The sequence below is a fragment of the Deinococcus radiopugnans ATCC 19172 genome (assembly GCF_006335125.1).
Lineage (GTDB): Bacteria > Deinococcota > Deinococci > Deinococcales > Deinococcaceae > Deinococcus > Deinococcus radiopugnans.
In genome coordinates this window covers 65639-91975 of record NZ_VDMO01000016.1, presented here as the reverse complement: position 1 = coordinate 91975, position 26337 = coordinate 65639, and the positions used below count along the sequence as shown (strand labels likewise).

Annotated in this window: 22 protein-coding genes and 1 pseudogene; 12 read left to right on the top strand and 11 right to left on the bottom strand. The window is 67.7% G+C overall.

Going from position 1 to position 26337, the window contains the following annotated elements; translation table 11 throughout:
- Nucleotides 1-233, top strand: a pseudogene (locus tag FHR04_RS21200) (hypothetical protein); the annotation flags it as partial.
- Between the two features lie 100 nt (nt 234-333).
- Here FHR04_RS21200 and FHR04_RS14700 read toward each other — a convergent pair.
- Genes FHR04_RS14700 through FHR04_RS14685 form a run of 4 tightly spaced genes read right to left on the bottom strand, consistent with a single transcriptional unit; the run spans nt 334 to nt 5422 of the window.
- The gene (locus FHR04_RS14700) at nt 334-933 is read right to left on the bottom strand and encodes a hypothetical protein (protein WP_139404074.1); all 600 of its coding nucleotides are present in this window, start codon (nt 931-933) and stop codon (nt 334-336) included.
- Between the two features lie 34 nt (nt 934-967).
- Entirely contained in the window at nt 968-2032 is a 1065-nt protein-coding gene (locus tag FHR04_RS14695; RefSeq protein ID WP_139404073.1) for an ABC transporter ATP-binding protein, read from the bottom strand.
- Between the two features lie 22 nt (nt 2033-2054).
- On the bottom strand, nt 2055-4394 hold the full coding sequence (locus tag FHR04_RS14690; protein WP_170213971.1) for an iron ABC transporter permease: 2340 nt from the start codon (nt 4392-4394) through the stop codon (nt 2055-2057).
- Nucleotides 4395-4402: 8 nt separating this feature from the next.
- A complete protein-coding gene (locus FHR04_RS14685; RefSeq protein ID WP_039682182.1) occupies nt 4403-5422 on the bottom strand; it encodes an ABC transporter substrate-binding protein in 1020 nt (339 codons plus the stop codon).
- Between the two features lie 217 nt (nt 5423-5639).
- Between FHR04_RS14685 and FHR04_RS14680 the strand changes: the two genes are divergently transcribed.
- The 4 genes from FHR04_RS14680 (at nt 5640) to FHR04_RS14665 (ending at nt 10674) form a co-directional block, all read left to right on the top strand.
- Nucleotides 5640-7016, top strand: coding sequence for an extracellular solute-binding protein (locus FHR04_RS14680; RefSeq protein ID WP_139404071.1), 1377 nt, complete (start codon nt 5640-5642; stop codon nt 7014-7016).
- Nucleotides 7003-8637: a sensor histidine kinase gene (locus FHR04_RS14675; RefSeq protein WP_170213970.1), complete on the top strand. Its 1635-nt coding sequence runs from the start codon at nt 7003-7005 to the stop codon at nt 8635-8637. Before FHR04_RS14680 ends, FHR04_RS14675 begins: the two co-directional genes overlap by 14 nt.
- Nucleotides 8634-9344, top strand: coding sequence for a response regulator (locus tag FHR04_RS14670; RefSeq protein WP_139404069.1), 711 nt, complete (start codon nt 8634-8636; stop codon nt 9342-9344). The genes FHR04_RS14675 and FHR04_RS14670 overlap by 4 nt, the downstream gene beginning before the upstream one ends.
- 64 nt (nt 9345-9408) lie before the next feature.
- Nucleotides 9409-10674 (top strand): NAD(P)/FAD-dependent oxidoreductase, encoded by a 1266-nt coding sequence (locus tag FHR04_RS14665; protein ID WP_139404068.1) that lies wholly within the window; start codon nt 9409-9411, stop codon nt 10672-10674.
- A 69-nt stretch (nt 10675-10743) separates the two neighbouring features.
- Here the strand turns inward: FHR04_RS14665 and FHR04_RS14660 are convergent, their stop codons facing one another.
- The 4 genes from FHR04_RS14660 to FHR04_RS14645 form a co-directional block, all read right to left on the bottom strand.
- Nucleotides 10744-13038, bottom strand: coding sequence for a xanthine dehydrogenase family protein molybdopterin-binding subunit (locus tag FHR04_RS14660; RefSeq protein ID WP_139404067.1), 2295 nt, complete (start codon nt 13036-13038; stop codon nt 10744-10746).
- Entirely contained in the window at nt 13035-14051 is a 1017-nt protein-coding gene (locus tag FHR04_RS14655; protein ID WP_139404066.1) for an FAD binding domain-containing protein, read from the bottom strand. Before FHR04_RS14655 ends, FHR04_RS14660 begins: the two co-directional genes overlap by 4 nt.
- Nucleotides 14048-14530, bottom strand: a complete 483-nt coding sequence (locus tag FHR04_RS14650) for a (2Fe-2S)-binding protein (RefSeq protein ID WP_139404065.1) — start codon at nt 14528-14530, stop codon at nt 14048-14050. The genes FHR04_RS14655 and FHR04_RS14650 overlap by 4 nt, the downstream gene beginning before the upstream one ends.
- A gap of 189 nt (nt 14531-14719) precedes the next feature.
- The gene (locus FHR04_RS14645) at nt 14720-16153 is read right to left on the bottom strand and encodes a phytoene desaturase family protein (RefSeq protein WP_139404064.1); all 1434 of its coding nucleotides are present in this window, start codon (nt 16151-16153) and stop codon (nt 14720-14722) included.
- Between the two features lie 245 nt (nt 16154-16398).
- Here FHR04_RS14645 and FHR04_RS14640 point away from each other — a divergent pair, with 245 nt between their 5' ends.
- On the top strand, nt 16399-17337 hold the full coding sequence (locus FHR04_RS14640) for a ribose-phosphate diphosphokinase (protein WP_139404084.1): 939 nt from the start codon (nt 16399-16401) through the stop codon (nt 17335-17337).
- A gap of 61 nt (nt 17338-17398) precedes the next feature.
- On the opposite strand, the gene FHR04_RS14635 is transcribed toward FHR04_RS14640, so the two are convergent.
- Both FHR04_RS14635 and rplS read right to left on the bottom strand, forming a co-directional pair.
- A complete protein-coding gene (locus FHR04_RS14635; protein WP_139404063.1) occupies nt 17399-17752 on the bottom strand; it encodes a hypothetical protein in 354 nt (117 codons plus the stop codon).
- 104 nt (nt 17753-17856) lie between these two features.
- Entirely contained in the window at nt 17857-18345 is a 489-nt protein-coding gene (rplS, locus tag FHR04_RS14630; RefSeq protein ID WP_139404062.1) for a 50S ribosomal protein L19, read from the bottom strand.
- 276 nt (nt 18346-18621) lie between these two features.
- Here rplS and FHR04_RS14625 point away from each other — a divergent pair, with 276 nt between their 5' ends.
- Nucleotides 18622-19437, top strand: coding sequence for a hypothetical protein (locus tag FHR04_RS14625; RefSeq protein ID WP_039682198.1), 816 nt, complete (start codon nt 18622-18624; stop codon nt 19435-19437).
- A gap of 1 nt (nt 19438) precedes the next feature.
- Here the strand turns inward: FHR04_RS14625 and FHR04_RS14620 are convergent, their stop codons facing one another.
- Entirely contained in the window at nt 19439-19963 is a 525-nt protein-coding gene (locus FHR04_RS14620; RefSeq protein ID WP_139404061.1) for a GNAT family N-acetyltransferase, read from the bottom strand.
- 152 nt (nt 19964-20115) lie between these two features.
- Between FHR04_RS14620 and lipB the strand changes: the two genes are divergently transcribed.
- The 5 genes from lipB (at nt 20116) to dxs (ending at nt 26290) form a co-directional block, all read left to right on the top strand.
- Nucleotides 20116-20832 (top strand): lipoyl(octanoyl) transferase LipB, encoded by a 717-nt coding sequence (gene lipB / locus FHR04_RS14615; RefSeq protein WP_139404060.1) that lies wholly within the window; start codon nt 20116-20118, stop codon nt 20830-20832.
- A gap of 3 nt (nt 20833-20835) precedes the next feature.
- Nucleotides 20836-21834 (top strand): lipoyl synthase, encoded by a 999-nt coding sequence (gene lipA, locus FHR04_RS14610; RefSeq protein ID WP_039682203.1) that lies wholly within the window; start codon nt 20836-20838, stop codon nt 21832-21834.
- A 99-nt stretch (nt 21835-21933) separates the two neighbouring features.
- Nucleotides 21934-23550: a TerD family protein gene (locus FHR04_RS14605; protein ID WP_139404059.1), complete on the top strand. Its 1617-nt coding sequence runs from the start codon at nt 21934-21936 to the stop codon at nt 23548-23550.
- Between the two features lie 152 nt (nt 23551-23702).
- Nucleotides 23703-24383: a hypothetical protein gene (locus FHR04_RS14600; protein ID WP_139404058.1), complete on the top strand. Its 681-nt coding sequence runs from the start codon at nt 23703-23705 to the stop codon at nt 24381-24383.
- Nucleotides 24380-26290: a 1-deoxy-D-xylulose-5-phosphate synthase gene (dxs, locus tag FHR04_RS14595; RefSeq protein WP_052195216.1), complete on the top strand. Its 1911-nt coding sequence runs from the start codon at nt 24380-24382 to the stop codon at nt 26288-26290. Before FHR04_RS14600 ends, dxs begins: the two co-directional genes overlap by 4 nt.
- Nucleotides 26291-26337 lie beyond the last annotated feature (47 nt).

The following is a 26337-nucleotide window of genomic DNA, read 5'->3' as shown; positions in this document are numbered from 1 at the left end:
CGCAGGGACATCCACCGGGCATCGAAACCATCACGCTGCCACCGTATGCCCCCGAGTTGCAGCCGGCCGAACGGCTCTGGGACTTGACTGACGATACGGTGGCCAATCGCTGCTTTGACACCCTGCAGGACTTTACTGAGACCCTCGCTCAGCAGTGCGCCTGGTTGGAGACCCAACCCGATCTCCTTTCCCAGCACACCCTCTTCCATTGGTGGCCTTTGTTAAGGAATTAATCGGATTCCGTATTAGGTGCAAAAGAAAGAAGCCCCGGCAAACGCTGGGGCTTTCTCCTTTATGGTCTGAAACTCGCTCAGGGCCTCTCCACCCGTGCGTTTACTGACCGATCCAGTCGATCGTCTGCTTGGCGTCCCGCAGGTTCTTGACCTCTCCGGTGGAGGCCGTCAGCGTCAGGGCGGCGGCGGTGCTGGCGGTGGCGTTCAGCAGCAGCGTGACCGTGCCGTCCGCGCCCGTCATGGTCTCGTACTTGACGGTTTCGTCCGGGGCGATGGTGGCGGCGATGGCTGTCGCCGTTCCGTCTACCATGCTTGAAATCACGTAGACCGGGTTCTTGCCGGTGTTCTTGACCTCCCAGGTCACGGCCACGCCGGCCACCGGGTTGCCGTCCTTGTCGGTGGCGAGCACCGGAATCATGACCTCGCCCACGTCGTCGCTGGCCACGGTGGGCGTATTGCCCGTGCTGACCGGGGACGTGATCTCCACGTCCTGAATCTCCACCTTGGCGACCGGGCCAGCCTGCGCGGGCGTGGCCGGAGCGGTGACTGCAGGGGCGGTATCCGCCGGGGCGGCAGGCGCGGTCTGGGCCACGGCGCCCGGCGGCAGGGCCGGAATATCGGACACGGAGAGCTGGGCCGAGGCGGTCTGGAGCGCGGCGAGGGGCAGCAGCAGGGCGGCGGTCAGAAACAGGTGGCGCATGGGGTTCACTCCTTGAATGGGGGGGCTGCGGAAGTCAGGCGGGCAGGATGTACAGGCCGTTGCTGCGGAAATCCAGGTGGATGTCGCTGCCGTTGGGCAGAATGGTGGCCTCGGAGGGCGGGGCGATCAGCACGTCTCCGGCAGAGGTTTCGATGGTGTACTCGGTCATGGCCCCCAGGTACGCGCCGGAGGTGATGCGCCCGGCCAGCCCGGATTCGCTGAACGAGATGGATTCGGGCCGCACCAGCACGCGCACGTCCCCGGTGGGGGCGCCGGGCTGCGTGTAGGGCAAGAAGACGTTGCCGAAGCCGAGTCGCTGCCCGTCGTAGGTGCCTTGCAGCAGGTTCGCCTCACCGATAAAGTCCGCGACAAAGGCGTTGGCGGGGCGGCGGTACAGGTCTTCGGGGGTGCCGATCTGTTCGATCTTGCCCGCGCTCATGACCACCACCACGTCCGAGATCGCCAGCGCCTCGGCCTGATCGTGGGTCACGTACACCGCCGTGATCCCCAGTTGCTGCTGGATGGCCCGGATCTCGTTGCGCATCTGGCGGCGCAGCTTGGCGTCCAGATTGGACAGCGGCTCGTCGAACAGCAACACCTTGGGTTTCATCACCAGGGCGCGGGCCAGGGCCACACGCTGCTGCTGCCCGCCCGACAGTTGCGACGGCGCGCGGCCCCCGTAGCCGCCCAGCCCCACCAGTTTCAGGGCCTCCTCGGCGGCCTCGGCGGCGTCGGGGCGGCGGGCCACACGCAGCCCGTAGGCGACGTTTTCCAGCACGCTCAGGTGCGGGAACAGCGCGTAACTCTGGAACACCATCGTCACGTCGCGCTGCGCCGCCGAAAGCTGGGTCACGTCCTCATGGTCAATCGAGAGGCGGCCCTCGGTGATGGTTTCCAGCCCCGCGATCATCCGCAGGATGGTGGTCTTGCCGCAGCCCGACGGCCCCAGCAACGTGACCAGCGTGCCGGGTTCCACGTCCAGATTGGCGCTCTGGACGGCCACGGTTTTGCCGAAGCGCTTGGTGACGCCCTCCAGCCGCACCGGGGCGGCCTGGGAATTGGGAACGGCAGTCTGGGGGCGGGCTTGGGTAGCGGTCATGGGTTCCTCTCAAGAGTGGTGTTCATACGCTGATTCCTGTCTTTGGGCCGCCCATCCGGCCCACGGCCCAGGTCATTAAAGCGATGACGACGGCCAGCGTGAAGACCAGCAGGGCCGACAGCGCCGCCGCGTCGCCGAGTTGCCCGCGCTCCACCATGCTCAGCACCTCGCTGGTCACCACCTTGTGATCGGGGGAGATCAGGAAGATGATCTGCGAGATGGCGGTCATGGCCCGCACGAAGGCGAAGATCAGCGCCGAGATCAGCGCGGGGCGGATCAGCGGCATCACCACCCGCCACAGCGTGGTCAGGCTGCCCGCGCGCAGGGTGGTGCTGGCTTCTTCCAGCGCCGGGTCAATCTGGCGCAGGTTGGCGACGGCGGAACGGATGCCCACCGGCATGTTGCGGAAGATAAAGGCGACGATCAGGATCAGCATGGTGCCGGTCATGTACGCGAAGCCGCTGTTCAGCGCCAGGATGTACCCGATGCCGATCACGGTGCCGGGCACGGCGAAGGACAGCAGCGAGCCGAGTTCGATAAAGCCGCGCCCGAAGAACTTCTGCCGCGTGATCAGGTAGGCGATCACCACGCTGAGGATCAGCACCGGCACGCTGCTGAGGGCCGCGATCTTGAGGGTGTTGAAAAAGACGCCCAGCGAGCCCACCGACAGGTTGCGAATGTGTTCGAAGGTAAAGGTGTTGTCGAAGCCCCACAGCTTGACCAGCGCCCCGAAGAACATGCTGCCGTACACCGCGCCCACGAACAGCACCCAGATCATGAACACGAACAGCAGCACGCGCTCCAGCACGGGCGGCAGCGGCGTCACCATGCCCGCTGCGGGCTTGCCGGTAATCGTGGTGAAGCTGGTGCGGCCCAGCCACGCCTGCTGCGCCAGGAATGCCGAGACGCTCAGCGCCAGCAGCACCGTGCCGTACACCGACGCCTCGGCGGGGCTGAATTCCACCGCGAAGTACACCTCGGTGGACAGGAACGAACCGCCCATCACGAACGGGTTGCCGAAGTCGGCCAGACTTTCGATGATGGTCAGCAGGAAAGCGTTGGCGAGGCCGGGACGCACCAGCGGCCAGATCACGGTCTTCAGGACGTGCCAGCGGCTGGCGCCCAGGGTGACGGCGGCCTCCTCCAGCGTGCCGTTCAGGCTCTGCACCACGCCCACCAGCACCAGGTAGGCAATCGGGGTGTAGGCCAGCGTCTGCGCGATGCCCACGCCCAGCGGCCCCAGCAGCGCATCGGTGTCGAGGCCGAAGATGTCCTTGGTGATCAGGCCCTGCCGCCCCAGCAGAAAAATCAGGGCGAAGCCGATCACGAACGGCGGCGTGATGATCGGCAGCAGCGAGAAGACGCCCAGCAGTCGGCCTGCCGTGATGCGCCTGCGGGTCAGCCACCACGCCAGCCCGAGGCCCGCCAGCACGCCCACGGCCTTGAAGAGAAGGCCCAGCCCGGCGGTCTGCGGCGTGCTGGCCGCCAGCGAACCGATGGCGTAGCCGGCCAGCGCCAGCGGCAGGAACAGGTACGGCCCGAACGGCGCGCGGCTGCGCGTGCCCAGCAGCGCGAAGGCGAGGGCCAGCGCGGTGGCCGCCGTCGCCACGCTCACGGCCAGCAGCACGCTGTTGCGCAGCGCCCCAAAGCCGAAGTACAACGCGGCGAAAAGCCCCACCCCCAGCGCCGCCAGCACGGTATTCCGCACCGTGGCCCAGACCGAAACCCGCCGCCACAGTGACATGCCCAGCCCGGCCACCGCGCCCACGCCCGTGGCGATCAGCGCCAGCGTCGCCTCACTCCGCGCCGTGGTTTCGTTTTCCAGCACGAAGAAGGCCGGGGAACTCAGGACGCTGCGGAAGGCTTCTAATGAAAAGCCCGTCTCACCAAAGGCATTGCGCAGCACCCTGTACAGCGGGAACATCACGAACAGGATCAGGAACAGGCCCACCCACAGCGTGGAACTGGCGATAAAGCGGTCGGCCTTGATCACGCCCGTGTCCGAAAGCGCCATGCCGGTGACCGACAGCAGCGCCAGCGAGGTGATCAGCGCGCCCAGGTCTGCGGGCTGGTTCCGGAACACGATGAAAAAGGCCGTGACCAGGAAGCCGCCCAGCGCGGCGGCCAGCGTGGGCGGGGCGCGGGTGGCGCGGCCCAGAAAGCTCAGGGCCAGGGTGGCGACGAGGGCCACGAGCGGCACCCACAGCACGGGCAGGGTGCCCAGCAGCTCCAGGCCGCTGGGGCCGCCCGCCAGAAAGGCCCGGCCCTCACGCGTCCAGGGCAGGAAGGCGAAGGCCAGCAGGCCCAGCAGCGGCCACAGCAGCAGCGCCACCTGGACTCCGGCCCGGTTCCTCTCCGACACGGGAGGGGTTACCGCCGTGGTAATGGAAAGACCTCCTTCGTCCAGCGCGAGATGATGCGGGCGCGGGTGGCGCTGTCGCCCCATTTGCCGAAGTCGTAGTCGATCAGCTTGATCTTGTCCAGATTCGGCGAGGCGGCGGCCACCGGGGTCTTGGCGTTGGACTGAATCTGGAAGGATTCCACCGTCGCGGCCAGCTTCTGCGTTTCAGGCTTCAGCACGAAGTCGATGAACTGCTTGCCCGCCGCCGGGTTGGGGCCGTTCGTGACCAGGCTGACGCCGCCGATCTCGGTGCCGGTGCCGGCCTTGGGGGCCACGGCGCGCACCGGGAAGCCGCGCACGTTCTGCGCCACCGCGTCGTGCAGGAAGGTCACGCCCACCGCCACCTCGCCGCGCGCCGCCAGGAACGCCGCGCCGGAGCCGGGGCGGGTGTAGCCGTTGCGCGGCACGTTGTTGTGGATCTTCTTCAGCAGGTCAAAGGCCTTGTCCTCGCCGTAGATCTGGATCAGCGTGGTGATCATGGTGTAGGCGGTGCCGGAGGTGTTGGGGTTGGGCATGGCGACGAGGCCCTTGTACTTGGGATCGCCCAGATCGGGCCAGTCGGTGGGGGCGGGCAGGTTGCGCTTCTTGAGCACCGTGTCGTTGACCGCCATGCCCAGCGCTCCGGTGTACAGCGGGATGTAGGCGTCCTTGACCTGCTGGCGCAATTCGGGGTACAGCTCGTTCCAGGCCTTGGGCTTGTAGAACGTCAGCAGCTTTTCCTTGGTGCCGGCCTCGTGCACGTCCCCCGTGCCGCCGAACAGCACGTCGAAGCTGGGGTTGGCCTTCTCGGCGCGCAGGCGGGCCAGCGACTCGCCCGCCGACAGGCGCAGGAACTTGGCCTCGCCGCCGGTTTCCTTCTTGTAGGCGTTGGCCACCACCTGGCACCAGTCGGCCTGCGCGCCGCACACGAAGGTCAGGTTGCCCTGCGCGCCTGCGGTGGCCGCCGTGGCAAAAAGGGTCAGGGTGAGCAGTCGTTTCGTACGTCGCATGGATTCTCCTTTGGAAGAGAGGCTGGAACCGAGAAAGGGCGAAAGGCGCCGGGCCGCCGCCACACGGGGGCAGGGCAGGCCGGGACGACAGATTGTGGTTCAGCGCTGAGTGTGCAGAAGATGAGGGGCGAGTTCAAGCTTTGGTGCATTGAGTTCACGCGCGGCGGGAGTGACTGCTGGCCCCAGGCCCAGAGGCGGCCCCTACAATGCAGCGATCATGGGCAGGTGGGAACCCTCGGTCGTCAGGCACGTCATACGGCGCGTGCTGGCGGCGGTCTGTGTGGGTCTGGGAGGACTGGGTGGGCCGGGGATGACGGTGGGTGCGCCCCAGCCCACCCAACCTCGGGCCGCCGGAACGCCGCCCGTTCAGGTCGAGTTCTGGCATATCTTCCCCGACGCCCCGCGCCGCCAGTGGATGCTCGACCGCGCCGCCGAATTTGGCCGCCTGCATCCGGGCATTCAGGTCAGGCCCGTGGCGCACGCCAACTACCCGCAGACTTTTCAGGCGCTGGCGACGGCGGCGCGCACCGGCCAGGCCCCCGCGCTGGTGCAGATCTCGGAGGCGGGCACGCAACTGGCCGTCGACAGCATGCTGTTCCGGCCCCTGCCAGCGGCGGCGGGGCGGCAACTTCAGGACATGCTGCCCTCGGTGCTGAACTACTACCGGGTGGGCGGACAGCTGTACGGGCTGCCGTTCAACACCTCCTCGCCGGTGCTGTACGCCAATACCTCGCTGCTGAAAAAGGCCGGGATCACGGCGGCCCGCCTGCCCGACACCCTGGAAGCCCTGACGCAGACCTGCGCCGCCCTGAAACGCGGGGCGAAACAGGTCAAGTGCCTGACCTTTCCGGTGGACGCGTGGTATTTCGAGCAGTGGGCCGCGCAGCAGGGCGCGCTGTGGGTGAACGGCGGCAACGGACGCCAGGGCCGCGCCACCCAGACCTTTCTCACCGGTTCGGCGGTGGAACGTCCCCTGCGCTGGCTGGGCGAGCTGAAACGCTCGGGCGCCTACGTCAACACCGGCAAGCTGGAAGACAACGCGGGCGTCACCCAGCTGTTTCTGTCGGGTCAGGTGGCGTTCCTGATGACCTCCTCCTCGCGCATCGGGCAGGTGCTGGAGGGCAGCGCGGCGCGCGGGTTCACGGTACAGGTGGGGCCGATGCCGGTGCCGGCGGGCAGCCCACGGCAGGGCGTGGTGGTGGGCGGCAGCAGCCTGTGGATTCCGCGCGAGATCGCGCCCCGGACGGCGGCCGCCGCGCAGGCCTTCGCGCTGTACCTGACCAGCACGGCGAATCTGGCGTCCTGGCACCGGCTCAGCGGCTACGATCCGCTGCGGCAGAGCAGCGTGGACCGGCTGCGGGCGCAGGGCTGGTTCAGGGCGGGCGAGGCGCACACCGTGGCGGTCGAGCAGTTTCGCCGGACGCGCCCCACGGCCGCCACGGCGGGCGCGCTGTTCGGCAGTTTCTACGAGGTCAGGGCCGTGCTGCATGCCGCCATCGAACGGGTGCTGGACGGGGCGGACGCCGCCGAGGCGCTGCGGGCGGCCAAGGCACGGGCCGATCAGATCATCCGGGCCTACAATGCGCGGCTCTGACGCGGCCCTGTCACCTCCATCGCGCCCGTCCGACGCGGCGCGGCTGGCCCGCCTCTCGGTGCCCCCGGCGCGCTGGCGGCGCCTGCGGATGTGGCAGCGGTTCTTCCTCAGTCAGGTCACGGTGTTTACCCTGCTGATGCTGATTCTGGCGGCGGTGCAGTACGCCTCGCTCACCTCGCACACGCGCCAGGAGTTCGGAGACCGCGCGCTGATGCTCTCGCGCACCATTGCCGCGACGCCCACGGTCAAGACCTACTTCACCCGCCCGGACGTGCCGCTGCAGATCGACCCGCTGCTGCGGCAGATCCAGGCCGAGATCGGCGCGGATTTTCTGGTGGTGGGCGGACGGCTGGGCATGCGCTACGCCCACCCCTTTCCCCCGGCCCTGGCGCAGCGCATCAGCCAGGGGGGTGGGCTGGACGACGTGCTGGTGGGCGGCGATCCGGTGGAGGTGGGCGTGCAGCAGTTCCGCGACTTCATCTGGGGCAAGGCCGAGATCCGGGACGCGGAGGCGCGGGTGATCGGTCTGGTGTCCACCGGCTTTCTGCTGCCCACCGTGCAGGCCGGGATTGCGCGCGTGATGTGGGGCCTGCTGCCGTGGTACGGCTTTGGCCTGCTGTTCGCGCTGCTGAGCAGCCTGTACCTGAGCGGCCGGCTGCGCCGCGATCTGTTCGATCTGGAACCCGACCAGATTTCGGGACTGGTGTCCCAGCATCACGCGGTGCTGACGGCCCTGCAAGACGGCGTGCTGGTGCTGGACGGTCACCGTGTGCTGCTCGCCAATCCACGCGCCCTGACGTATCTGCAGGCCGGGCAGGTTTCGGAATTGCCGCCTCTGCCGCAGCTGTGGCCCGAACTGCATGCCCTGCTGGGCCGCGCGGGCGGGGAGTCCTTTCAGGATCGGCCCGGCGTGTGGCAACGGCAACCCATGTTGCTGACCTGTTATCCGCTGCCCGGCCCTCAGCGCCTGATCCTGTTCCGCGAGCGCGCCGAGGCGGTGCGGCTGGCCGAGGAACTGACCCAGACCCGCCAGTACGTCGAGCTGCTGCGCTCTCAGACCCACGAGTTCACCAACCGCCTGCACACCGTCGCGGGTCTGATGCAGATCGGCCGTCCCGAACTGGCCCTGCAGGTGATCCAGCGCGAGGCGGGGCAGGCGCAGCACGTCAGCGACAGCGTGGCGGGCATCGCGCCGCCCCGGCTGGCCGCCCTGCTGGCCGGCAAGATCGCCCGCGCGCGTGAACTGGGCACCGATCTACAGGTGGACGCCTCGTCGGCGCTGGCCGATCACTGGCCCGAACCCGTGATCGACGCCGTGCTGCTGGCGGCAGGCAACCTGATCGAAAACGCCTTCGACGCCGTGCAGGGCCAGCCCGAGCGCCGCATCACGGTCATGCTCGGCGAGGACGCCGAGGGGCTTCAGCTGGAGGTGCGGGACAGTGGCCCCGGCCTGAACCCGCAGCACCTCCAGCAGCCGGGCTTCTCCACCAAAGGGCCGGGGCGTGGTCAGGGGCTGTCGTTGATCCGGCAGCACCTGTTGGGCCTGGGCGGGCAGATGGAACACCTGCGAACCCCAGAAGAAACGGTCTTCATCATCAGCATTCCGGCGGGGGGCGGATGACCCGCTCCCCGCCTCTGCCTGCCCAGGCCCAGCCCACGCCCAGCCGTGTGATGATCGTCGAGGACGACGAACTGGTGCGCACCATCCACCGCACCCTGGTGGCCGACACGCCCGGTTTTCAGGTGGTCAGCGCCGTGGGCACGCTGGCCCAGGCCGAGCAGGATCTGGGTCAGCTGACGGTGGATCTGCTGATGGTGGACATCTACCTGCCGGACGGCAATGGTCTGGACTGGGTCAGCGGATTGCCCCGCACGCCCAGCAGCCCGGACGTGATCATGGTCACCGCCGCCAACGATCTGCCCACCGTCCAGACGGCGGTGCGCAGCGGCGTCCTGGATTTTCTGATCAAGCCGTTTGACCGGCAGCGGCTTCAGGCCGCTTTTCAGCGGCATCAGCAGCGCCGCGCCGTGAGCAGCGCTGGCCACCTGACCCAGTCTGGGGTCGACCGGCTGCTGCGCCACGATCCGGTCACCCATCTGCCCAAGGGCATTGACGCCGCCACCCTGACCAGGGTGCAGCGCCTGCTGGACCGCGGCCCGGAGGCCTGGAGCGCCGAGCTGGCAGGCAAGCACCTGGGGGTCAGCCGCATCACGGCGTGGCGCTACCTGGAATATCTGGTGGGGCTGTCCTTCGCCACGGTGGACGTGCAATACCAGACCACCGGCAGACCGCTGAAGCTCTATCGGCGCACCGACGCGTCCGTATAGCGCTCAGCCCTGAGCCCCACCAGATCCCGGCCAGAGTCGCCTGTTTTCCCGTAGCCTGTGCCCCATGCACGACACAGTGATCGTAGGCGCGGGGCTGGCCGGACTGACGGCGGCGCGGATCCTCGGCCGGGCCGGGCGGCGGGTGCGGGTGCTGGAGGCGTCGGCAGTGCTGGGCGGACGGGTGCGCTCGCGGGTGGTGGACGGCTTCACGCTGGACGCCGGGTATCAGGTGCTGTTTCCGGGTTACCCGGCGGTGAGGCGCAATCTCGATCTGGACGCCCTGGAGCTGGTGCCCATTCCGCCCTCGGCGGCGGTGCGGCGTGGCCGGCGCGAGGACGTGCTGGGCGATCCCCGGCGCGATCCGGCGGCGCTGCCCAGCACCCTGACCACGGGCGTGCTGAGCGTGGCCGACAAGCTGAGGGTGGGCCGACTGGCGCTGGAACTGCTGGCCCCACCGCCCCACACCCTGCTCATCGGCCCCGACGAGACCACCGAGAGTTACCTGCGCGGCCAGGGCTTCAGCGAGGCCGCGCTGAACAATTTCTTCCGGCCCTTCTTCGGAGGCATCTTCCTGCGGCGCGAGCTGGACACCTCCGCGCGGCTGTTCCGCTACTACTTCCGCATGCTCATCGACGGCGGCGCGGCGCTGCCCCGCGTGGGCATGGGCGCCATTCCACAGCAGCTGGCGGCGGGAGTGGACGTTCAGGTCAACGTGCGCGTGACGGCTCTGACGGCGCACGGCTCCCACGTCACCCTTCAGACCTCGAACGGTGAGTTGGACGCCCGCAGCGTGATCGTCGCCACCGATCCGAACGCGGCGGCGGGGCTGCTGGGCCAGGACGTCTCGCGCGGCAGTCTGGGCAGCACGTACCTGTCCTACGCCGCCGACAGGGCAATCGACGATCAGCCCCGCCTGCTGCTCAACGCCGAAACTGGACTGATCAACAACGCCCAGTGGCTCAGCAACGTGCTGCCGGGGCGGGTGCCGCCGGGTCAGCAGCTGCTGGTGGTCAGCGTGCTGGATCTGCCCCTGCTGGAAGACGCTGCGTTGGACGCCCGCGTGCGCGGCGAGCTGGCGCACTGGTACGGTGAGGCGGCAGTCTCCGGCCTGCGGACATTGGCCGTGGAGCGAATCCCACACGCCCAGTACCCGCAGCCGCCCGGTTACGTGGCGACATTGCCCGGCCACGCCACGGGGCTGCCCGGCGTCCTGCTGGCCTCGGAAGTCACCTCCATGAGTGGCATTCAGGGGGCCATGGAAAGCGGCGAGAAGGCGGCGGCCATCCTGCTGGACGATCTGGCCGCCCTGAGCCGCCCACGGGGGGCCTGAAATTGAGACCCTGATTTTCCTCCGTGGGCCGGTCAGGCCATCAGATTTTTAGAAGGGCCTGACCCCTGATTACAACAGCTTGTCCAGCGTGATCGGCGTCTCGCGCACCCGCTTGCCTGTCGCGTGGTAGATCGCGTTGGCGACGGCGGCGGCGGTGCCCACGATGCCGATCTCGCCCGCGCCACGCGCGCCCAGGGCGCTGACCCGGAAATCCGGGTGATCCAGCGCGATGGCCTGCACGCTGCCGATGTCGGCGTTGACCGGGATGTGATACTCGGCCAGATCGCTGTTGAGAATCAGGCCGGTTCGGTCATCGGTGTGGGTTTCCTCGTGCAGCGCCATGCCCACGCCCCAGACCATGCCCCCGGTCAGTTGCGACTCGGCGGTCTTGGCGTTGATCACCTGCCCGATGTCGAAGGCCCCCACCACCCGGCTGACGCGCGGGGTCATGAAGTCGGGATCAATGCGAACCTCCACGAACACCGCGCCCCAGGAGTGACGGGCGAAGCGCTCGGCCACCGCTGCCACGCTGCCGTCCTTGCCCGCCTTGAGCTGATCGAGTTGCTTCTGGCTGCCCTCGTGCGGGATGGTTTCGCGGTAGACCTCGTGCTGATCCTTGCCCAGGCGGCGCAGGATGGCGGTGTAGGTCTCGCCCTGATCGGTGTCGCCCAGGTACAGGCCACCGTCGCGCGGGTGAATCTCCTGGCCCGCCACGCCGAACAGCGGGGAGGCGGAATCGTGGGTGGCGGCTTCCGTCAATTCCTCACGCAGGCCCATCGCGGCGGCCAGCACGGCGCTGCCCACGCTGCTCGCGGTGCGGCTGCCGCCGGAATAGCCGTTCTTGGGCAACCGGGAGTCGCCCAGCTTGACCGTCACCTGCCCGATGTCCAGGCCCAGCGAGTCGGCGGCGATCCCGGCCAGAATGGAATACGTGCCGGTGCCGATGTCGTGGCTGCCCGCCTCGATTTCCACGTGGCCGTCGGCACACAGCCGGGCGCGGGCGGTGGCGGCGCTGGCGTAGACCGGGTAGGTGGCCGTCGCCATGCCCCAGCCGATCAGCGTGTTGCCATCGCGCATGGAGCCGATCTCGGGATTGCGCCCCTCCCAGCCAAACGCCTGCGCCGCGCGGTCATAGCACTCCAGCAGGTGCTTGCTGCTGTAGGGCTTGCCGCTCTCCGGGTCACTGTTCTCTGGGGCGTGGTTGCGGCGGCGGAACTCCACCGGATCGAGGCCCGCCCGCTCGGCCAGCTCGTCCATCAGGACTTCTAGGCCGAAGCTGCCGCTGGCCTCGCCGGGGGCACGCATCATGATGTTCGGCCCGGCGTGGGTGCGGATCAGCGTGTAGTTCAGCTCCATGTTGGGGTTGGCGTACAGCATCTTGGGAATGTTGCCCACCTGTTCGGGGAAGAGGTCCGATGGGCCGGTCTGCAACTGCGCGTCCAGCGTCATGGCCGTCAGTTGCGCGTCCCCGTCCAGCCCCACCGAATACGCCGAGGTGGTGGCGGCGCGGTAGCCCACGGCGGCGAACATCTGCGCGCGGCTCAGCACCAGCTTGACCGGGCGGCCCAGCTTGCGCGCGGCCAGCACGACGGGCGGCAGGTGCGGCCACGTCGTCGCCTTGTTCCCGAAGCCCCCGCCCACAAACGGGCTGATCACATGCACATTGTCCGGCTCCAGCCCCAGCATGGCGGCCAGGGTGTGCTGAGACGCCTGCATCCACTGCGTCGGCTCGTAGACCGTGACACGCTCGTCGCCGTCCCAGGCGGCGATCACGGCGTGCATTTCCATTGGGTTGTGGTGGTGAACCGGGGTGTCGTAGGTGGCTGAAAAGGTGCTGGCCGCCTCTTTAAGCCCCTCTTTGACATTCCCGCGCGAATGGCCCAGCGGCGGCATCGGCAGCTTGTCCAGCAGCGGCAGCCCATTCATTCCCTGTTCCAGCGTGGCGCGGAAGTCGTGGGCGTCGTACTCGATCTCCAGCAGTTGCGCGGCGTGCTGGGCGGCCTCCAGCGACTCGGCCACCACCAGGGCCACCGGCTGCCCCCGGAACTCGATCTTGGGCGACTGGAGCGGCAGTACAGAGGTTCCGGCGGGGCCGCGCGGGTACGCCTTGACCGGCCCCAGCTTCATGCCCTCCGACTCGTGCGTCAGGATGTCCAGCACCCCCGGCACGGCGCGGGCGGCCTTCTGGTCAATCTTCTTGATGCTGCCGTGGGGAATCGTGGCGCTGACCAGGACGGCGTGCGCCAGTCGCGGCAGATCGAACTCGGCGGTGTACGTCGCCGCGCCGCGCACCTTGTCGGGGCCGTCCACGCGGCTGACCCGCTGGCCCACGTAGTGCTGGGGCTGGCCTTTCTGAACGGTCATGCTTGCTCCCCCTGAATGGAATTTCCAGCCTCATCCACCAGTCCTGCCGCCTGCATCAGCGCCCGGACAATCACGCGGGCGGTCAGCGGCACCTTGAAGGCGTTCTGTGGGAGTGGATGCGCGTGCTGAAGCGCGGCGCGGGCGGCGGTCTCGAAGGTCTCGCGGGTGGCGGGCTGGCCGATTAATGTGGCCTCAGCTTCCGGCGAGCGCCAGGGCTTGGTGCCGACTCCGCCCAGCGCGACGCGGGCCGCCTTCACCTTTCCGTCCTGCACGTCCAGCACGGCGGCGCAACTGCTCAGCGCAAACTCGTAGCTCTCGCGATCCCGCACTTTCAGGTACACGCCATTCTCAGCGATGGGGGCGGGCAGCGTCAGCGCCACGATCAACTCCCCCTCTTTCAAATCGTGTTCAATGTTGGGGGTATCGCCGGGCAGCAGGTTGAACTCTTCCAGCTTGACGGTGCGTTCCCCGTCCGGGCCGCACAGGGTCAAGGCCGCCCCGTAGGCCACCAATGCCACCGAAGCGTCCGAGGCGTGGGTGGCAATGCAACCCTCCGAGCCGCCCAGGATCGCCATCTTGCGGTGAAAGCCCTCGCGGGCGCCGCAGCCGCTGCCGGGTTCGCGCTTGTTGCATTCCTTGAAGGCCAGATCGCGGAAGTACGGGCAACGGGTGCGCTGCATGACGTTGCCGCCCATGCTCGCCATGTTGCGAATCTGCTGGGATGCGCCCGCCAATAACGCAGCCCGCAATGCCGGGTAGCGCGTGGCGATCAGCGGGTGTTCGGCAGTCTGCGACATGGAGGTCAGCGCGCCGATCCGCACGCCGTCTCCATCCTCCACGATCTGCGACAGCTCGCCATTTTCGCGCAAAGGCGTGATGTCGGTCAGGTGGGCGGGGCGCTCCACGTCCAGCTTCATCAGGTCAAGCAGGGTGGTGCCGCCCGCCAGGAACTTGCCCGGCTGGCCCACCGCGCCGTCTACGCTCTGCGCTCTGGCGTACTCAAAGGGCCTCATCGCCGCTCTCCGGCCACGCTCTTCACGGCCTCAAAAATCTGCGGGTAGGCGGCGCAGCGGCACAGGTTGCCGCTCATGAAATCGCGCAGCTCGGCGTCGTTCTCGGCGTGGCCGCACTCCACGCAGGCCACCGCGCTGAGAATCTGGCCGGGCGTGCAGTAGCCGCACTGGAAGGCGTCGTGTTCCAGAAACGCCGCCTGCATCGGGTGCAGTTCGCCGTCCGGGGCGCTCAGGCCCTCGATGGTGCCGATCTCGTGGTGCTGGGCGCTCAGGGCCAGGGTCAGGCAGCTCAGGTGGGGTTCGCCGTCCATCAGCACGGTGCAGGCCCCGCACTGGCCGTGGTCACAGCCCTTCTTGGTGCCGGTCAGGTGCAGCCGCTCGCGCAGCACGTCCAGCAGGGTGGCCTGCACGGGAATGTCCAGAGCGTGCGCCTGCCCGTTGACCGTGAGGGTCAGGGGAACGCTGTTGAGTGTGGTCATGGCACGCAGGCTACGGCGGCGCGGCGTGAGGCGGTGCGGGCCCGGGTTCACGGGGTCTTGAGGTGGGAGAATGATGGGGCAAACCGTCTGTGGGTCAAACCGTCTAAAGGTCAAACGGTCTAACCGCCAGAGAAGCTGTCTGCCTTTGCGGTTAGACCGTTTGACGGTTCGACGGTTGGACTGCTCCCCTCACCCCTCCGAGTCCTGAATCCCAAACTCGTCCTTCAGCGCGGCCAGCGCGGCGTGGTAGCCCGCCATACCATGGATCCCGCCGCCGGGGGGCGTGCTGCTGGAACACAGGTAGACGCCCCTGACGGGCGTGCGGTACGGCGTGGCGCTCAGCACCGGACGGGCCAGCAGGCCCCACAGATCGCCCTTGCCCCCGTTCACGTCGCCGCCGCCGAAGACCGGGCTGTAGGCCTGGAGCATCGGCGCGGTGGTGCGGTGACGGGCCAGCACCAGCTCACGGAAGCCCGGCGCGTACCGCTCGATCTGGGCTTCCATGCGCTCCCCAATGTCCGCGTCGCTGCCGTTCGGGACGTGCGAGTAGGCCCAGAAGGTGTGCCCTCCGGCGGGGGCACGGGTGGAGTCGAAGAGGGTGTGCTGTGCGGCTAGGACGTAAGGCCGCGCCGCGACGTGGGTGGCGGCGGCGGCCTCCGAACGCGCCACCTCGTCCAGCGTGCCGCCCAGATGGACGGTGGCGGCGCGGGCCACACGCGGGTCAGTCCACGGCACCGTGCCGCTCAGGGCGTAGTCCAGTTTCTGAATGCCGGGGCCGTAGCGGTAGCGTTCCAGCGCGGCGCGGTAGGCGGTGGGGGCGCGGTCACCGAGAAGATTCAGCAACACGGCGGGGCTGCTGTCCACCAGCGTCACGCGGGCGGGGGGCAGGTCGGCGGCGCAGCGGACCTGCACGCCCGTGATTACTTCGCCCCCCAGGTATTCCAGATATGCCTGCATGGCGTCGGGAATGGCCTGCGCCCCGCCGCGCGGAAACGGCCAGCCCACCGCGTGGGCCAGCAGCGCCAGCACCAGCGTCATGGCCGAGGTGCCGGGAGCCGAGAAGGGCAGTACCGTGTGCGCGGCCAGCCCACCCCACAGCGCGCGGGCCTGCGGCGTGCGGAATAGCAGTTGGCCCAGCAGTTCGGCAGGCGGCAGGCCACGAATCCCGAACCGCGCCAGCGTGAAGAAGTGCGACGGCACGCGCGGCAGCGGGCGCAGGATGTCGTGCAACAGGCCCTCCCAATCGCTAAGCAGGGGGCGCATCAACCGAGTCCAGGCGGGGCCGTCCGCCCCCAGCGCGTCGGCGGTGGCGTCCAGGCTGCGCTCCAGCGTGACCGAGCCGTGTCCCAGCGGATGCGCCACCGGGGCGTCAGGCTGCACCCAGTCCAGGCCGAAGGCGTGCAGCGGCCACTTGCGGAAGGCGGGGCTGGCGGCGGCCAGCGGGTGAATGGCGCTGCCGTAGTCGTGGACGAAACCGGGCCGCGTCAGGGGCAAGCTGCGCATGCCGCCCCCCGCCGTCTCGTGCGCTTCCAGCACCTGCACCCGCAGTCCGGCGCGGGCCAGGGTCAGGGCAGCCGAGAGGCCATTGGGGCCAGCGCCGACGATCACCGCGTCCAGGGTCATGCCTGCATGGTAGTGCGCGTGTCAGGGCTGGCCGGATGTCCACCTCAACCGGACACCGGGCCGGGCCGCCTCTGTCCCCACGCCGGGGACGTCACCTGGCCCTGACAGCCAGCGTGCGGGGCGGGTATGCTTCGGGCGATTTGCGCCGCCCACTGTCGCCCAGCCCTCAATCCCTGGAGGATGCCCCCTTGTCTGTTCCCTCACGCCCGTCCGCTGCCCTGCTGGAAAGTCGCCGCTCGCCCCTGATGGTCTTTTCCGGCCAGAGCAACCGCCCGCTGGCGCAGGCCATCTGCGACAATCTGGGGGTGCCGCTGGGCCACAGCACCACCGAGAAATTCACCAACGACAACCTGATCGTGCACTACGAGCAGTCGCTGCGCGAGGCCGACGTGTTCATCGTGCAGACCTTCAGCAACCCGGTCAGCGACTCGATCATGGAACTGATGCTGATGATCGACGCGGCCAAAAGTGCGTCTGCGGGGCGCGTTACCGCCGTGATTCCGTACTACAGCTACGCCCGCAGCGACAAGAAGGACAGCCCGCGCATCTCCATCGCAGGGCGGCTGGTGGCCGATCTGATCCAGGCGGCGGGGGCCGACCGGGTGCTGACCATGACCCTGCACAGTCCACAGGTGCACGGCTTTTTCAAGGTGCCGGTCGATCACCTGTCGGCGGATCTGGTGCTGTCCGAGCATTTCCGGGGCTGCGTGGACAATGCCCACGAGGGCGTGGTGCTGGCCCCCGACGCGGGCAGCATCAAGCGGGCCAGCCGCATCTCGCGCCTGCTGGACTGCGGGCTGGCGATGATCGACAAGGAGCGCGTCTCCGATACGGAGGTGGTGCCGCGCTCCCTGATCGGTGAGGTGGACGGCAAGACCGTGTTCATCATCGACGACGAGATCAGCACCGCCGGCAGCCTGGTGGAGACGGTGAACATCGCCCGCAGCATGGGCGCCAAGGACGTGTACGTGGCCGTCACCCACGGGGTCTACAGCGGCCCGGCCATCCAGCGCATCGCGGGGCTGGACGTGACCCAGGTCGCCAGCTGCAACACGGTGTACGTTTCCCCGGAGAAGATCGAGGCGGCGGGCGGCAAACTGGCCGTGCTGGACGTGGCCCCGCTGTTCGCCAGCGCCATTGCCAACATCCACACCGGCGCGAGCGTCAGCACGCTGTTCAGCTGAAGGAAAGGGCGCAGGAAACGGATTCCGGCTGTTATGGCTGGAATCCATTTCTTTGCGGGATTCATCCGGCCCGGCGCGGAATGCTGGCCGCCACCCGCGCACAGAACTCCGGGACATTCCGGGGTGTCACGGCAATGACCAGATTGTCCTTCAACGTGATGGCAACGATGTTTATGGGCCGGGTCTGGGACGACGCGCCCTTGAGGTTGAGGGCAGACACGACGCTGAGCCTGAACGCCACCGTCTCGACAGCGCGAATTCTCCAGGAGGCGATTTTTCTCAGTTCCAGTCCAAGCCACACAATCACAAGCTCGTCCCGAAAATCGTAGGTGTAGAAGTCGGGCTGGAAGTTGAAGATCGCCACGCCGGAAACGAGGACAGCCAGCACGGTCAGGAAATAGAAGAGGTCAAACATGGGAGGTGTCAAGGTGAACGCCGGGACTTCTCTTGTTCGAAATCCTCTGACCAACGAAAACCGCCCACCCCAGAGGGCAGGCGGCTCAGGCGCAAGCGTGGGGTTTACTCGCCCTGGGTTTCGGGGGCGGCTTCGACCGGTGCGGCGGCAGCTTCGGCAGCCTGCGCGGCGGCGGCCTGCTTGCTGGCCTTGGCGGCCTTGCTGGCCTCGGCATCCTTCATCACGCGGCTGCGGTCGCTCTTGATGCGGGCGGCCTTGCCACGCAGGTCGCGCAGGTAGTACAGCTTGGCGCGGCGCACCTTGCCGCGCTCCAGCACGCTGACCTTGGCCAGCAGCGGGCTGCTGAAGGGGAACACGCGCTCCACGCCCTCGCCGAAGGAGATCTTGCGGACGGTGAAGCTGCGGCGGCTGCCCGCGCCGTTCAGGGCGATGACCACGCCTTCAAAGGCCTGGTTGCGGGTGCGGTTGCCTTCAACCACCTTGGTTTCCACGCGGACGGTGTCGCCTGGGCGGAACTCGGGGTGGTTGGTGTTGATGTGTGGCTGCTCGACGGCACGCAGAATCGCGCCACGGTTCACTTTGATGTTGCTCATTGCAGGCTCCTTCGGTCAGCGGACCACCCCACATTCCAGCGTTCTTGGCCCGCACGGGGCGGGCACTGGCAGAGGCGTTCTTTCACCAGATACGGACCTCGGCTGCACGCTGGCGGCCGGGCCGAACCTTGGGAGTATACGGGAGCAGCGGCGTGAACGGCAAGCGGTGCGTGCATTACCTTCGCGCCCGCCGCTATACGCGAAACTGACTCATGTGAGCCACATGACCTTTTCTCTGTCCCGGGGCCGCCGTCGCCCCGCCCTGCCGGGCCAACCGTGAATTCGGGCCAGGAAAAACGTGATGGTCTGCTGGCCAGTGCCCAGCAGGCCGCGCATTTTCAGCGCCGCCGGGTGCTGGAGGTGCGTGCCCGTGAGCATGTGGGCGCGGCGGGATGGGCGCAGAGCAGCATGCTCGAAGACATCATCCGCACCGGGCAGCAGGGGCTGGCGGCCACCGACGCCCTGCGGCAGGTCATCTCCCTGACCAGCGAGCAGATTCGTGCCCTGCCGCTGGGGGCCAGCCCGGACGAGCGCGACGATCAGGCCCAGGCGCTGATGAACATCGTGGAAAACGGCGAGCAGCAGGTCACGGCGGCGCAGGCGCTGAATGCCCTGATTGGTCTGGCGCTTGAGGACGTGGCCCGCACCCCGCTCAATGACCTGAACGTGTCGCGCCTGCACGCCATCCACGAGCGGGTGGCGCAGCAACTCGAGGCCCTGGACACCATTATCGGGACCGCCCAGGCGCAGGCCCAGACGCTGACACAGGCCGCGCAACTCGAAGAGGTGCTGGCCGAGCACCAGCGGCGCCTGAGCGAACTGCGGCGCCTGAGTGCCGAGGAGGAGATTCAGGCCCTGACGGCGGCAGGCGAGCAGATCGTGGAGCGCATCAGCGCCCTGGACGACGCCGGGGAGCGTCAGGTGGACGCGCTGACCCAGATCGGCAAGGCGGTGGCCGACCATATGAGCGACACGGGCGCGTCCGGCGAGCAACAGGCCGAGGCGTTGGAAGGACTGGCCCACGAGATGACCGACCGCGCCGGGGAACTGCGCGACGACGGGTCAGCCGATGAGGCGCCGCCGCAGACCTGAGCTACAGCGTGATCCAGTAGCGCCGCAGCGGCTTTGGATGGTAGTCCAGCACGAATTCTCCCTCTAGCACGCCGCCGCCCCCCTCGATGACCCCGCGTGAGCCGAGGTTGTCGGTGTCACAGCTGATCAGCACCCGGTCCAGGCCCAGTTCGCGCGCCCGCCCCAGCGTCAGGCGCAGGATGGTCTTGCCGTGGCCCTGCCGCCGCGCCGAGGGCCGCACCTCGTAGCCGATGTGGCCGCCGAACTCGCGCAGGCTGGCGTTGAGGGTGTGGCGCAGGCTGGCGCGGCCCAGGTACGTCTCGCCCTCCACCAGCCACAGGGATTCGGAATGCACGAACCCGTCGGGCAGGTCATGGCCCGGCTCGTAGCGGCGCAACTCGGCCAGGACACGGTCAAAGTCGGCTTCCATCCCGGCCACGTCCCACTTCAGGGTGTCGCCCAGCCCGCTGCCGGACGCCTGCACCTCGCGCACGGCCTCGATGAAACTTTGTTTGTAGCGGCTGGAGGGGGAAACAAGTTCGGGCATGGCCTGAATGCTACGTCCAGACCCACCGGACAGTCCAGAGGCTGCCCCAACCAGCCTGAGGGCGCAGATTCACCACGGGGCGTGGTCAATGGGGGGCGCAATTCGGCGCAGGACACGGTGAATGTCGGCGGGCCGGGCGTACAATCCATGCCATGAAGGCCGCCGCATTCGACACCGTAGACCTGGGCCGCGTGCCGTACCGCGACGCCTGGGCCTTGCAGAAGGAACACCACGCGCGGGTGGCGGCAGGGGGCAGGCCCACGCTGCTGCTCCTGGAACACCCGCCCGTGCTCACGCTGGGCCGCAAGGCCCGCGAGGGGGGCAACATCATCGTGACGCGCGAGTACCTTGCCAGCCAGGGCATCGAGGTGCTGGAAGTCGAGCGCGGCGGCGACGTGACGTACCACGGCCCCGGCCAACTGGTGGCCTACGCCATTTTTCCGGTGGGCCGGCGGGTGCAGGATTTCCTGCGGCTGCTGGAGGGGGCCACCATCGCGGCGCTGAACACCCTGGGCCTGCCCGACGCCCGCCCCAACCCCGGTTACGCAGGCGTGTACGTCGATCCGCGCGAGGTCAACGGCCTGATCTATGATCAGAAGATCGCCTCCTTCGGGGTGGCGGTGCAGAAGAACGTGGCGCTGCACGGGCTGGCGCTGAACGTCGAGACCAACCTCCAGCACTTTGAATTGATCGTGCCGTGCGGGTTGACGGGCACCCAGATGACCAGCGTGGCACGTGAATACGAGCGGCGCGGGCTGGGCCACAGCCCGGACATGGACGCGGCCCGCAAAGCCCTGGCCGACGCCTTTATCACCACCTTTGAAGCCTACGACTGGACGCTGCCGGAACTTGCCGGGGCGGGGAGCTGATTCATGACCCAGACTGACCCAACGACTGAAAAGCAGGCCAAGTTCATCAAGAACGGCATCTACCGCAAGGACAGCGTGCCGGTGCGAGAGAAGAAGCCCGAGTGGCTCAAGGTGACCATCCCCACCGGACAGGTGTTCGGCGAGGTTCGCAAGATCGTCAAGGAACACCGCCTGCACACGGTCTGCGAGGAAGCGATGTGCCCCAACATCGGGGAGTGCTGGTCACGCGGTACGGCCACCTTCATGCTGATGGGGCATATCTGCACGCGCGGCTGCCGCTTCTGCGCCGTGGACACCGGCAACCCGATGGGCAAGCTCGATCTGGACGAGCCGCAGGGCGTGGCCGAGAGCGTGGCGTTGATGGGCCTGAAGTACGTCGTGTTGACCTCGGTCGACCGCGACGACTTGCCGGACGGCGGCGCGTACCACTTCGCCAAGACGGTGGCGGCGATTAAAAAGCTGAACCCCGAAACCCGCGTGGAGGCGCTGACCCCCGACTTCAGCGGCAACACCCACTGCGTGGATCTGGTGCTGGACAGCGGTGTGGACACCTACGCCCAGAACATCGAAACGGTGCGCCGCCTGACCCACCCGGTGCGTGACATCCGCGCCGACTATGACCAGACCCTCGCTGTGCTGGCCCACGCCAAGCGCGCCCGCCCGGACGTGATCACCAAAACGTCCATCATGCTGGGGCTGGGCGAGACGCGCGAGGAGATTACCCAGACCATGCTCGACTGCCGCGCGGCGGGGGTGGACGTGCTGACCTTCGGGCAGTACCTGCGCCCCACCATGCACCACCTGCCTGTGGAGCGCTACGTGTCGCCCGCCGAATTCAACGAAATTCGCGAGGAAGGCATGCAACTGGGCTTCCTGGAAATCGTGTCGGGGCCGCTGGTTCGCTCGTCGTACAAGGCCGAGCAGATCGTGATGGACCACCCGCGCGGGCTGCCCGAGCACCTGGGCCACATTGCGGACGGGGATCAGCTCAGCCTGATCTGAGCAGGACAGGACAAAGGGGCCGGGGCGTGACGCCTGCGGCCCCTGCTTCTATCAGGATTTGCCGTCTTGCCCGGTCTTGCGTCACGCTAGAGTCGGACGATGATCCAGCAGCTTCAGCGTGGGCAGCGGCTCACCCTTGATGGACTGACCGCCCACCCGCACTTTGTGCTGCGGGCGCATCTGCCCGGCGTGGAAACGGCGGATCTCAGCGTGTTCGGCCTGAACGAGGCCCGGCAACTCTCGGATGACCGGTATTTCATCTTCTACAACCAGACGGCCAGTCCCGAACGGGCCATTGCCCTCGTTGCCGCTGACCAGTCGTTCCACATTGATCTGGCGCGGCTGCCGCTGGGGATTCACCGCCTGATCTTTGTCGCCACCACCGACGAGCAGCCCTTTTCTGCCCTGCGGCGCGGGACGGCCAGCCTGATGACCGAGGGCGGCGACAGCGTGCATTTCACGGTGGAGGGCGAGCTGTTCCAGGCCGAGCGGGCGCTGATTCTGCTCGAGCTTTACCGCTATCAGGGCCAGTGGCGGGTCATGGGCGTGGGGCAGGGATTTTCAGGCGGGTTACAGGCATTGCTCGAATCGGTGGGAGGCGAGGCGGCTGGTCAGGAGGAATCCCCCGCTGCGCCGTCCAGCAGTGCCCGCCCCACAGATCCGCAGGTGCAGGATGCCCCCGCCTCGCCCGCACCCTCCACCTGGGCCCCCCTGCAATCGGCCCCGCCACGTTCCGTCACCGACGCGCGGGCCTGCCGGCACTGCGGCAAGCGCAGCAGCATCTTCAGCCCTGTCAAACTGAACCACGAGGGGCTGTGCCGCGACTGTGCCCACGGGGCGCAGCAAGGGCTGGGCCGCTTCCGAACCCGCTTTCTGGCGGCCTGCGCGGACGGCATCATGGAGGACCACGAGTGGCAAGACCTGCAACAGACCATCTTCCGTGAAGGGCTGGATGCGAAGGCCGCCCTGGACTTCGTGCGCACCGATGCGCTGCGCCTGATGGAACGCACCCTGACGCTCGCGTATTCGGACGGCATCATCACGGCCCAGGAGGAGAGCGATTTTGCGGCCCTGGCCCAGCTACTGCGCATTCCAGCGGGCCTGCTGGCTCCCCTGCAGACCGAGCTGCAGGATCTGCGTGCCGCCACCCGCATTCGCGAGGGGCATCTCCCGACCGTTCAGACGACGGTGCTGCTGGATGCGGGCGAGGTCGCCCATCTGGAGGTGCCGGCCACCTTCCGGCATGTGACGGCCACCCGCAGCCGGGACATCGTGGGGCGGGTGGTGGTGACCAACCGTCAGCTCTATTTCATCGGCACGGCGGGCGAGGGCGGCTGGAACGTGCAGTACAGCAAGATTTTACGCATCGAGGAACGGCCAGACGGCGTGAACCTTGAACTGTCGGTCAAGAAGGGCAGCGGCAGCTACCACCACGTCTCCAGGCCGCTGCTCCTGAGCGCCACCCTGGACGCCCTGGTGCGGCTGCACAAGCGCCTCCTGCTGATGCCCCAGACCGAACGCGCCAGCCGCAGCATTCCGCAGCACGTCAAGATTGCCGTCTTCCACCGGGATCAGGGCAAATGCGTGCAGTGTGGGGACAACAATTATCTGGAATACGATCACGTCATTCCGCACAGCCTGGGCGGGGCCAGTACGGAGAACAACCTGCAACTGCTGTGCCGACGCTGCAATCTGCAAAAGAGCAATAAAATCTGACCGCCCCACCCACATCCGTAAACCCAGCTTTAGGAACACGCATTCCCTGCCCTCCCACACGCCATTTGTCCTCACTGTCACCCAAAAGCAGGACGCCTGACTTCCGCTTAACTGACAGAATGCGGTCAATGGGTCGCGTTACTCTGGGGATCATGCGTCCCACCTTCCTTCTCGCTCTCGGGCCGGCCCTGCTGCTGGGCCTGAGCGCCTGCGCTCCCCGGACCACTGGTCCGCAGCCGACCGTGCAGACCAGCACGCCCGTGAACGCGGTGTCGTTCTATCCCAGTCAGGCCGGGCTGGCGTGGTCCTACCTGCCGGAAGGCGAGCCGACCGCCAGCGTGCCGTACGTGCTGCGGACGCTGGGGCCAAACATCTACGCCGGGCAGACCGTGCAGGCGCTGCAACTGACCGGGCGCGGCGCGGACCAGACATGGTACCGGACCTTTTCGGCAGCCGGCGTTCAATTGCTGGGCCTGCGCAAACCCGGCGTAAATGTGCGGCTGGACCCGCCGTGGCTGGAGTACCCGGCGGAAGGTGCCTGGAAGCTGGGGCTGACCTGGCAGGGCCAGAGCAACATCACCATCAGTGGGGACGACGGGCGGGTGCAGGCGCAGGGCACCCTGAACTACAGCTACACCGTTCAGGAACAGCGGCAGCAGGACACGCCCGCCGGAAAATTCGAGGTCTGGGTGGTCACCCGTCAGGTCAGCGACACCGTGGGCGGCCTGTTTCCAGCCACGCAACAACTGTGGTTCACGCCGTATGTGGGCGAGATTCGCACGCCTGAAGGCCTGGTGCTGGTGGGCCGCAATTTCAAGGGAGGTCGCCAATGACCGACATCAAAAAGGCTGATGGGCTGCACCTCGGGCACAAGGGCACGCCGCTGCTGGACCGCATTGCCGGCCCGGCTGACCTCAAGAAGCTCTCGCGCGATCAGTTGCCCGAGCTGAGCCAGGAACTGCGCGACGAGATCGTGCGGGTCTGCTCGGTGGGTGGGCTGCATCTGGCGTCCTCGCTGGGGGCCACCGACCTGATCGTGGCGCTGCATTACGTGCTGAACAGTCCGCGTGACCGGATTCTCTTCGACGTGGGTCACCAGGCCTACGCCCACAAGATGCTGACCGGGCGGCGGGAGCAGATGCACACCGTCAAGAAGGAAGGTGGGCTGAGCGGCTTTACCAAGGTCAGCGAGTCCGAACACGACGCCATTACCGTGGGCCACGCCAGCACCAGCCTGGCGAACGCGCTGGGCATGGCGATGGCGAGAGACGCGCTGGGCCAGGACTATCAGGTGGCCGCCGTGATCGGCGACGGCTCGCTGACCGGCGGGATGGCGCTGGCCGCCCTGAACACCATCGGTGACCTGCGCCGCAAGATGCTGATCGTCCTGAACGACAACGAGATGAGCATTTCCGAGAACGTGGGCGCGATCAACAAGTTCATGCGCGGCCTGCAGGTCCAGAAGTGGTTTCAGGAGGGCGAGGGAGCCGGGAAAAAGGCGGTGCAGTCCCTGAGCAAGCCGCTGGCCGATTTCATGAGCCGTGCCAAGAGCAGCACCCGCCACTTCTTCGATCCGGCCAGCGTCAATCCCTTCGCCATGATGGGCGTGCGTTATGTCGGCCCGGTCGACGGCCACAACGTCCAGGAACTGGTGTGGCTGATGGAACGGCTGGTGGACCTGGACGGCCCCACGATCCTGCATGTCGTGACCCGCAAGGGCAAGGGCCTGAGCTACGCCGAGGCCGACCCGATCTACTGGCACGGTCCCGGTCAATTTGACCCGGACACCGGGGATTTCAAGGCCAGCAGCGCGTACTCGTGGAGCGCCGCGTTCGGCGACGCCGTGACCGAACTGGCCAAACGCGATCCGCGTACTTTCGTGATCACCCCGGCCATGCGCGAGGGCAGCGGGCTGGTGGGCTACAGCCGGGCGCACCCGCACCGTTACCTGGACGTGGGCATCGCCGAGGACGTGGCCGTGACCACTGCCGCCGGCATGGCGTTGCAGGGCCTGCGGCCCATCGTGGCGATCTACTCCACCTTCCTGCAACGCGCCTACGATCAGGTGTTGCACGACGTCGCCATCGAGAACCTGAACGTCACCTTCGCCATCGACCGCGCCGGGATCGTGGGGGCCGACGGCTCGACGCACAACGGCGTGTTCGACCTGAGCTACCTGCGCAGCATTCCCAACGTGCGGATCGGCCTGCCGAAGGACGCCCACGAGATGCGCGGCATGCTGAAGTACGCGCAGGAGCACGACGGTCCCTTCGCCATCCGTTACCCGCGCGGCAACACGGTCAAGGTGCCGGAAGGCACGTGGCCCACGCTGGAATGGGGCACGTGGGAGCGCGTCAAGGAAGGCTCCGACGCCGTGATCCTGGCCGGCGGCAAGGCGCTGGAATACGCGCAGGCGGCGGCGGCGGACCTGCCCGGCGTCGGTGTGGTGAACGCCCGTTTCGTCAAGCCGCTGGACCTGAACATGCTGCGCGAGCTGGCCGGCAGCGCCCGCACAATCATCACCGTGGAGGACAACACGCTGGTGGGCGGCTTCGGCAGCGCCGTGTTGGAGGCCCTGAACAGCATGGGCTTAAAGGTGCCCGTGCGGACGCTGGGCATTCCGGACGAGTTCCAGGACCACGCCACCGCCGAGAGCGTCCACGCCCGCGCCGGCATCGATGCCCAGGCGATCCGCACCGTGCTGGCCGAGCTTGGGGTGGATGTGCCTCTGGGCGTCTGAGGCAACCAGTCAGAAGGGGAAACAGTGCTGACGCTGTTTCCCCTTCT

Coding starts and splice junctions, on each gene's coding strand:
- FHR04_RS14635 (WP_139404063.1), bottom strand. CDS start 17,752: ATGTTTGACCTCTTCTATTTCCTGACCGTGCTGGCTGTCCTCGTTTCC.
- dxs (WP_052195216.1), top strand. CDS start 24,380: ATGACCGACATCAAAAAGGCTGATGGGCTGCACCTCGGGCACAAGGGC.
- FHR04_RS14685 (WP_039682182.1), bottom strand. CDS start 5,422: ATGCGACGTACGAAACGACTGCTCACCCTGACCCTTTTTGCCACGGCG.
- FHR04_RS14680 (WP_139404071.1), top strand. CDS start 5,640: ATGGGCAGGTGGGAACCCTCGGTCGTCAGGCACGTCATACGGCGCGTG.
- FHR04_RS14675 (WP_170213970.1), top strand. CDS start 7,003: ATGCGCGGCTCTGACGCGGCCCTGTCACCTCCATCGCGCCCGTCCGAC.
- FHR04_RS14655 (WP_139404066.1), bottom strand. CDS start 14,051: ATGAGGCCCTTTGAGTACGCCAGAGCGCAGAGCGTAGACGGCGCGGTG.
- FHR04_RS14665 (WP_139404068.1), top strand. CDS start 9,409: ATGCACGACACAGTGATCGTAGGCGCGGGGCTGGCCGGACTGACGGCG.
- FHR04_RS14660 (WP_139404067.1), bottom strand. CDS start 13,038: ATGACCGTTCAGAAAGGCCAGCCCCAGCACTACGTGGGCCAGCGGGTC.
- lipB (WP_139404060.1), top strand. CDS start 20,116: ATGAAGGCCGCCGCATTCGACACCGTAGACCTGGGCCGCGTGCCGTAC.
- FHR04_RS14650 (WP_139404065.1), bottom strand. CDS start 14,530: ATGACCACACTCAACAGCGTTCCCCTGACCCTCACGGTCAACGGGCAG.
- FHR04_RS14695 (WP_139404073.1), bottom strand. CDS start 2,032: ATGACCGCTACCCAAGCCCGCCCCCAGACTGCCGTTCCCAATTCCCAG.
- FHR04_RS14670 (WP_139404069.1), top strand. CDS start 8,634: ATGACCCGCTCCCCGCCTCTGCCTGCCCAGGCCCAGCCCACGCCCAGC.
- FHR04_RS14700 (WP_139404074.1), bottom strand. CDS start 933: ATGCGCCACCTGTTTCTGACCGCCGCCCTGCTGCTGCCCCTCGCCGCG.
- FHR04_RS14600 (WP_139404058.1), top strand. CDS start 23,703: ATGCGTCCCACCTTCCTTCTCGCTCTCGGGCCGGCCCTGCTGCTGGGC.
- FHR04_RS14645 (WP_139404064.1), bottom strand. CDS start 16,153: ATGACCCTGGACGCGGTGATCGTCGGCGCTGGCCCCAATGGCCTCTCG.
- FHR04_RS14620 (WP_139404061.1), bottom strand. CDS start 19,963: ATGCCCGAACTTGTTTCCCCCTCCAGCCGCTACAAACAAAGTTTCATC.
- FHR04_RS14605 (WP_139404059.1), top strand. CDS start 21,934: ATGATCCAGCAGCTTCAGCGTGGGCAGCGGCTCACCCTTGATGGACTG.
- FHR04_RS14640 (WP_139404084.1), top strand. CDS start 16,399: ATGGTCTTTTCCGGCCAGAGCAACCGCCCGCTGGCGCAGGCCATCTGC.
- rplS (WP_139404062.1), bottom strand. CDS start 18,345: ATGAGCAACATCAAAGTGAACCGTGGCGCGATTCTGCGTGCCGTCGAG.
- lipA (WP_039682203.1), top strand. CDS start 20,836: ATGACCCAGACTGACCCAACGACTGAAAAGCAGGCCAAGTTCATCAAG.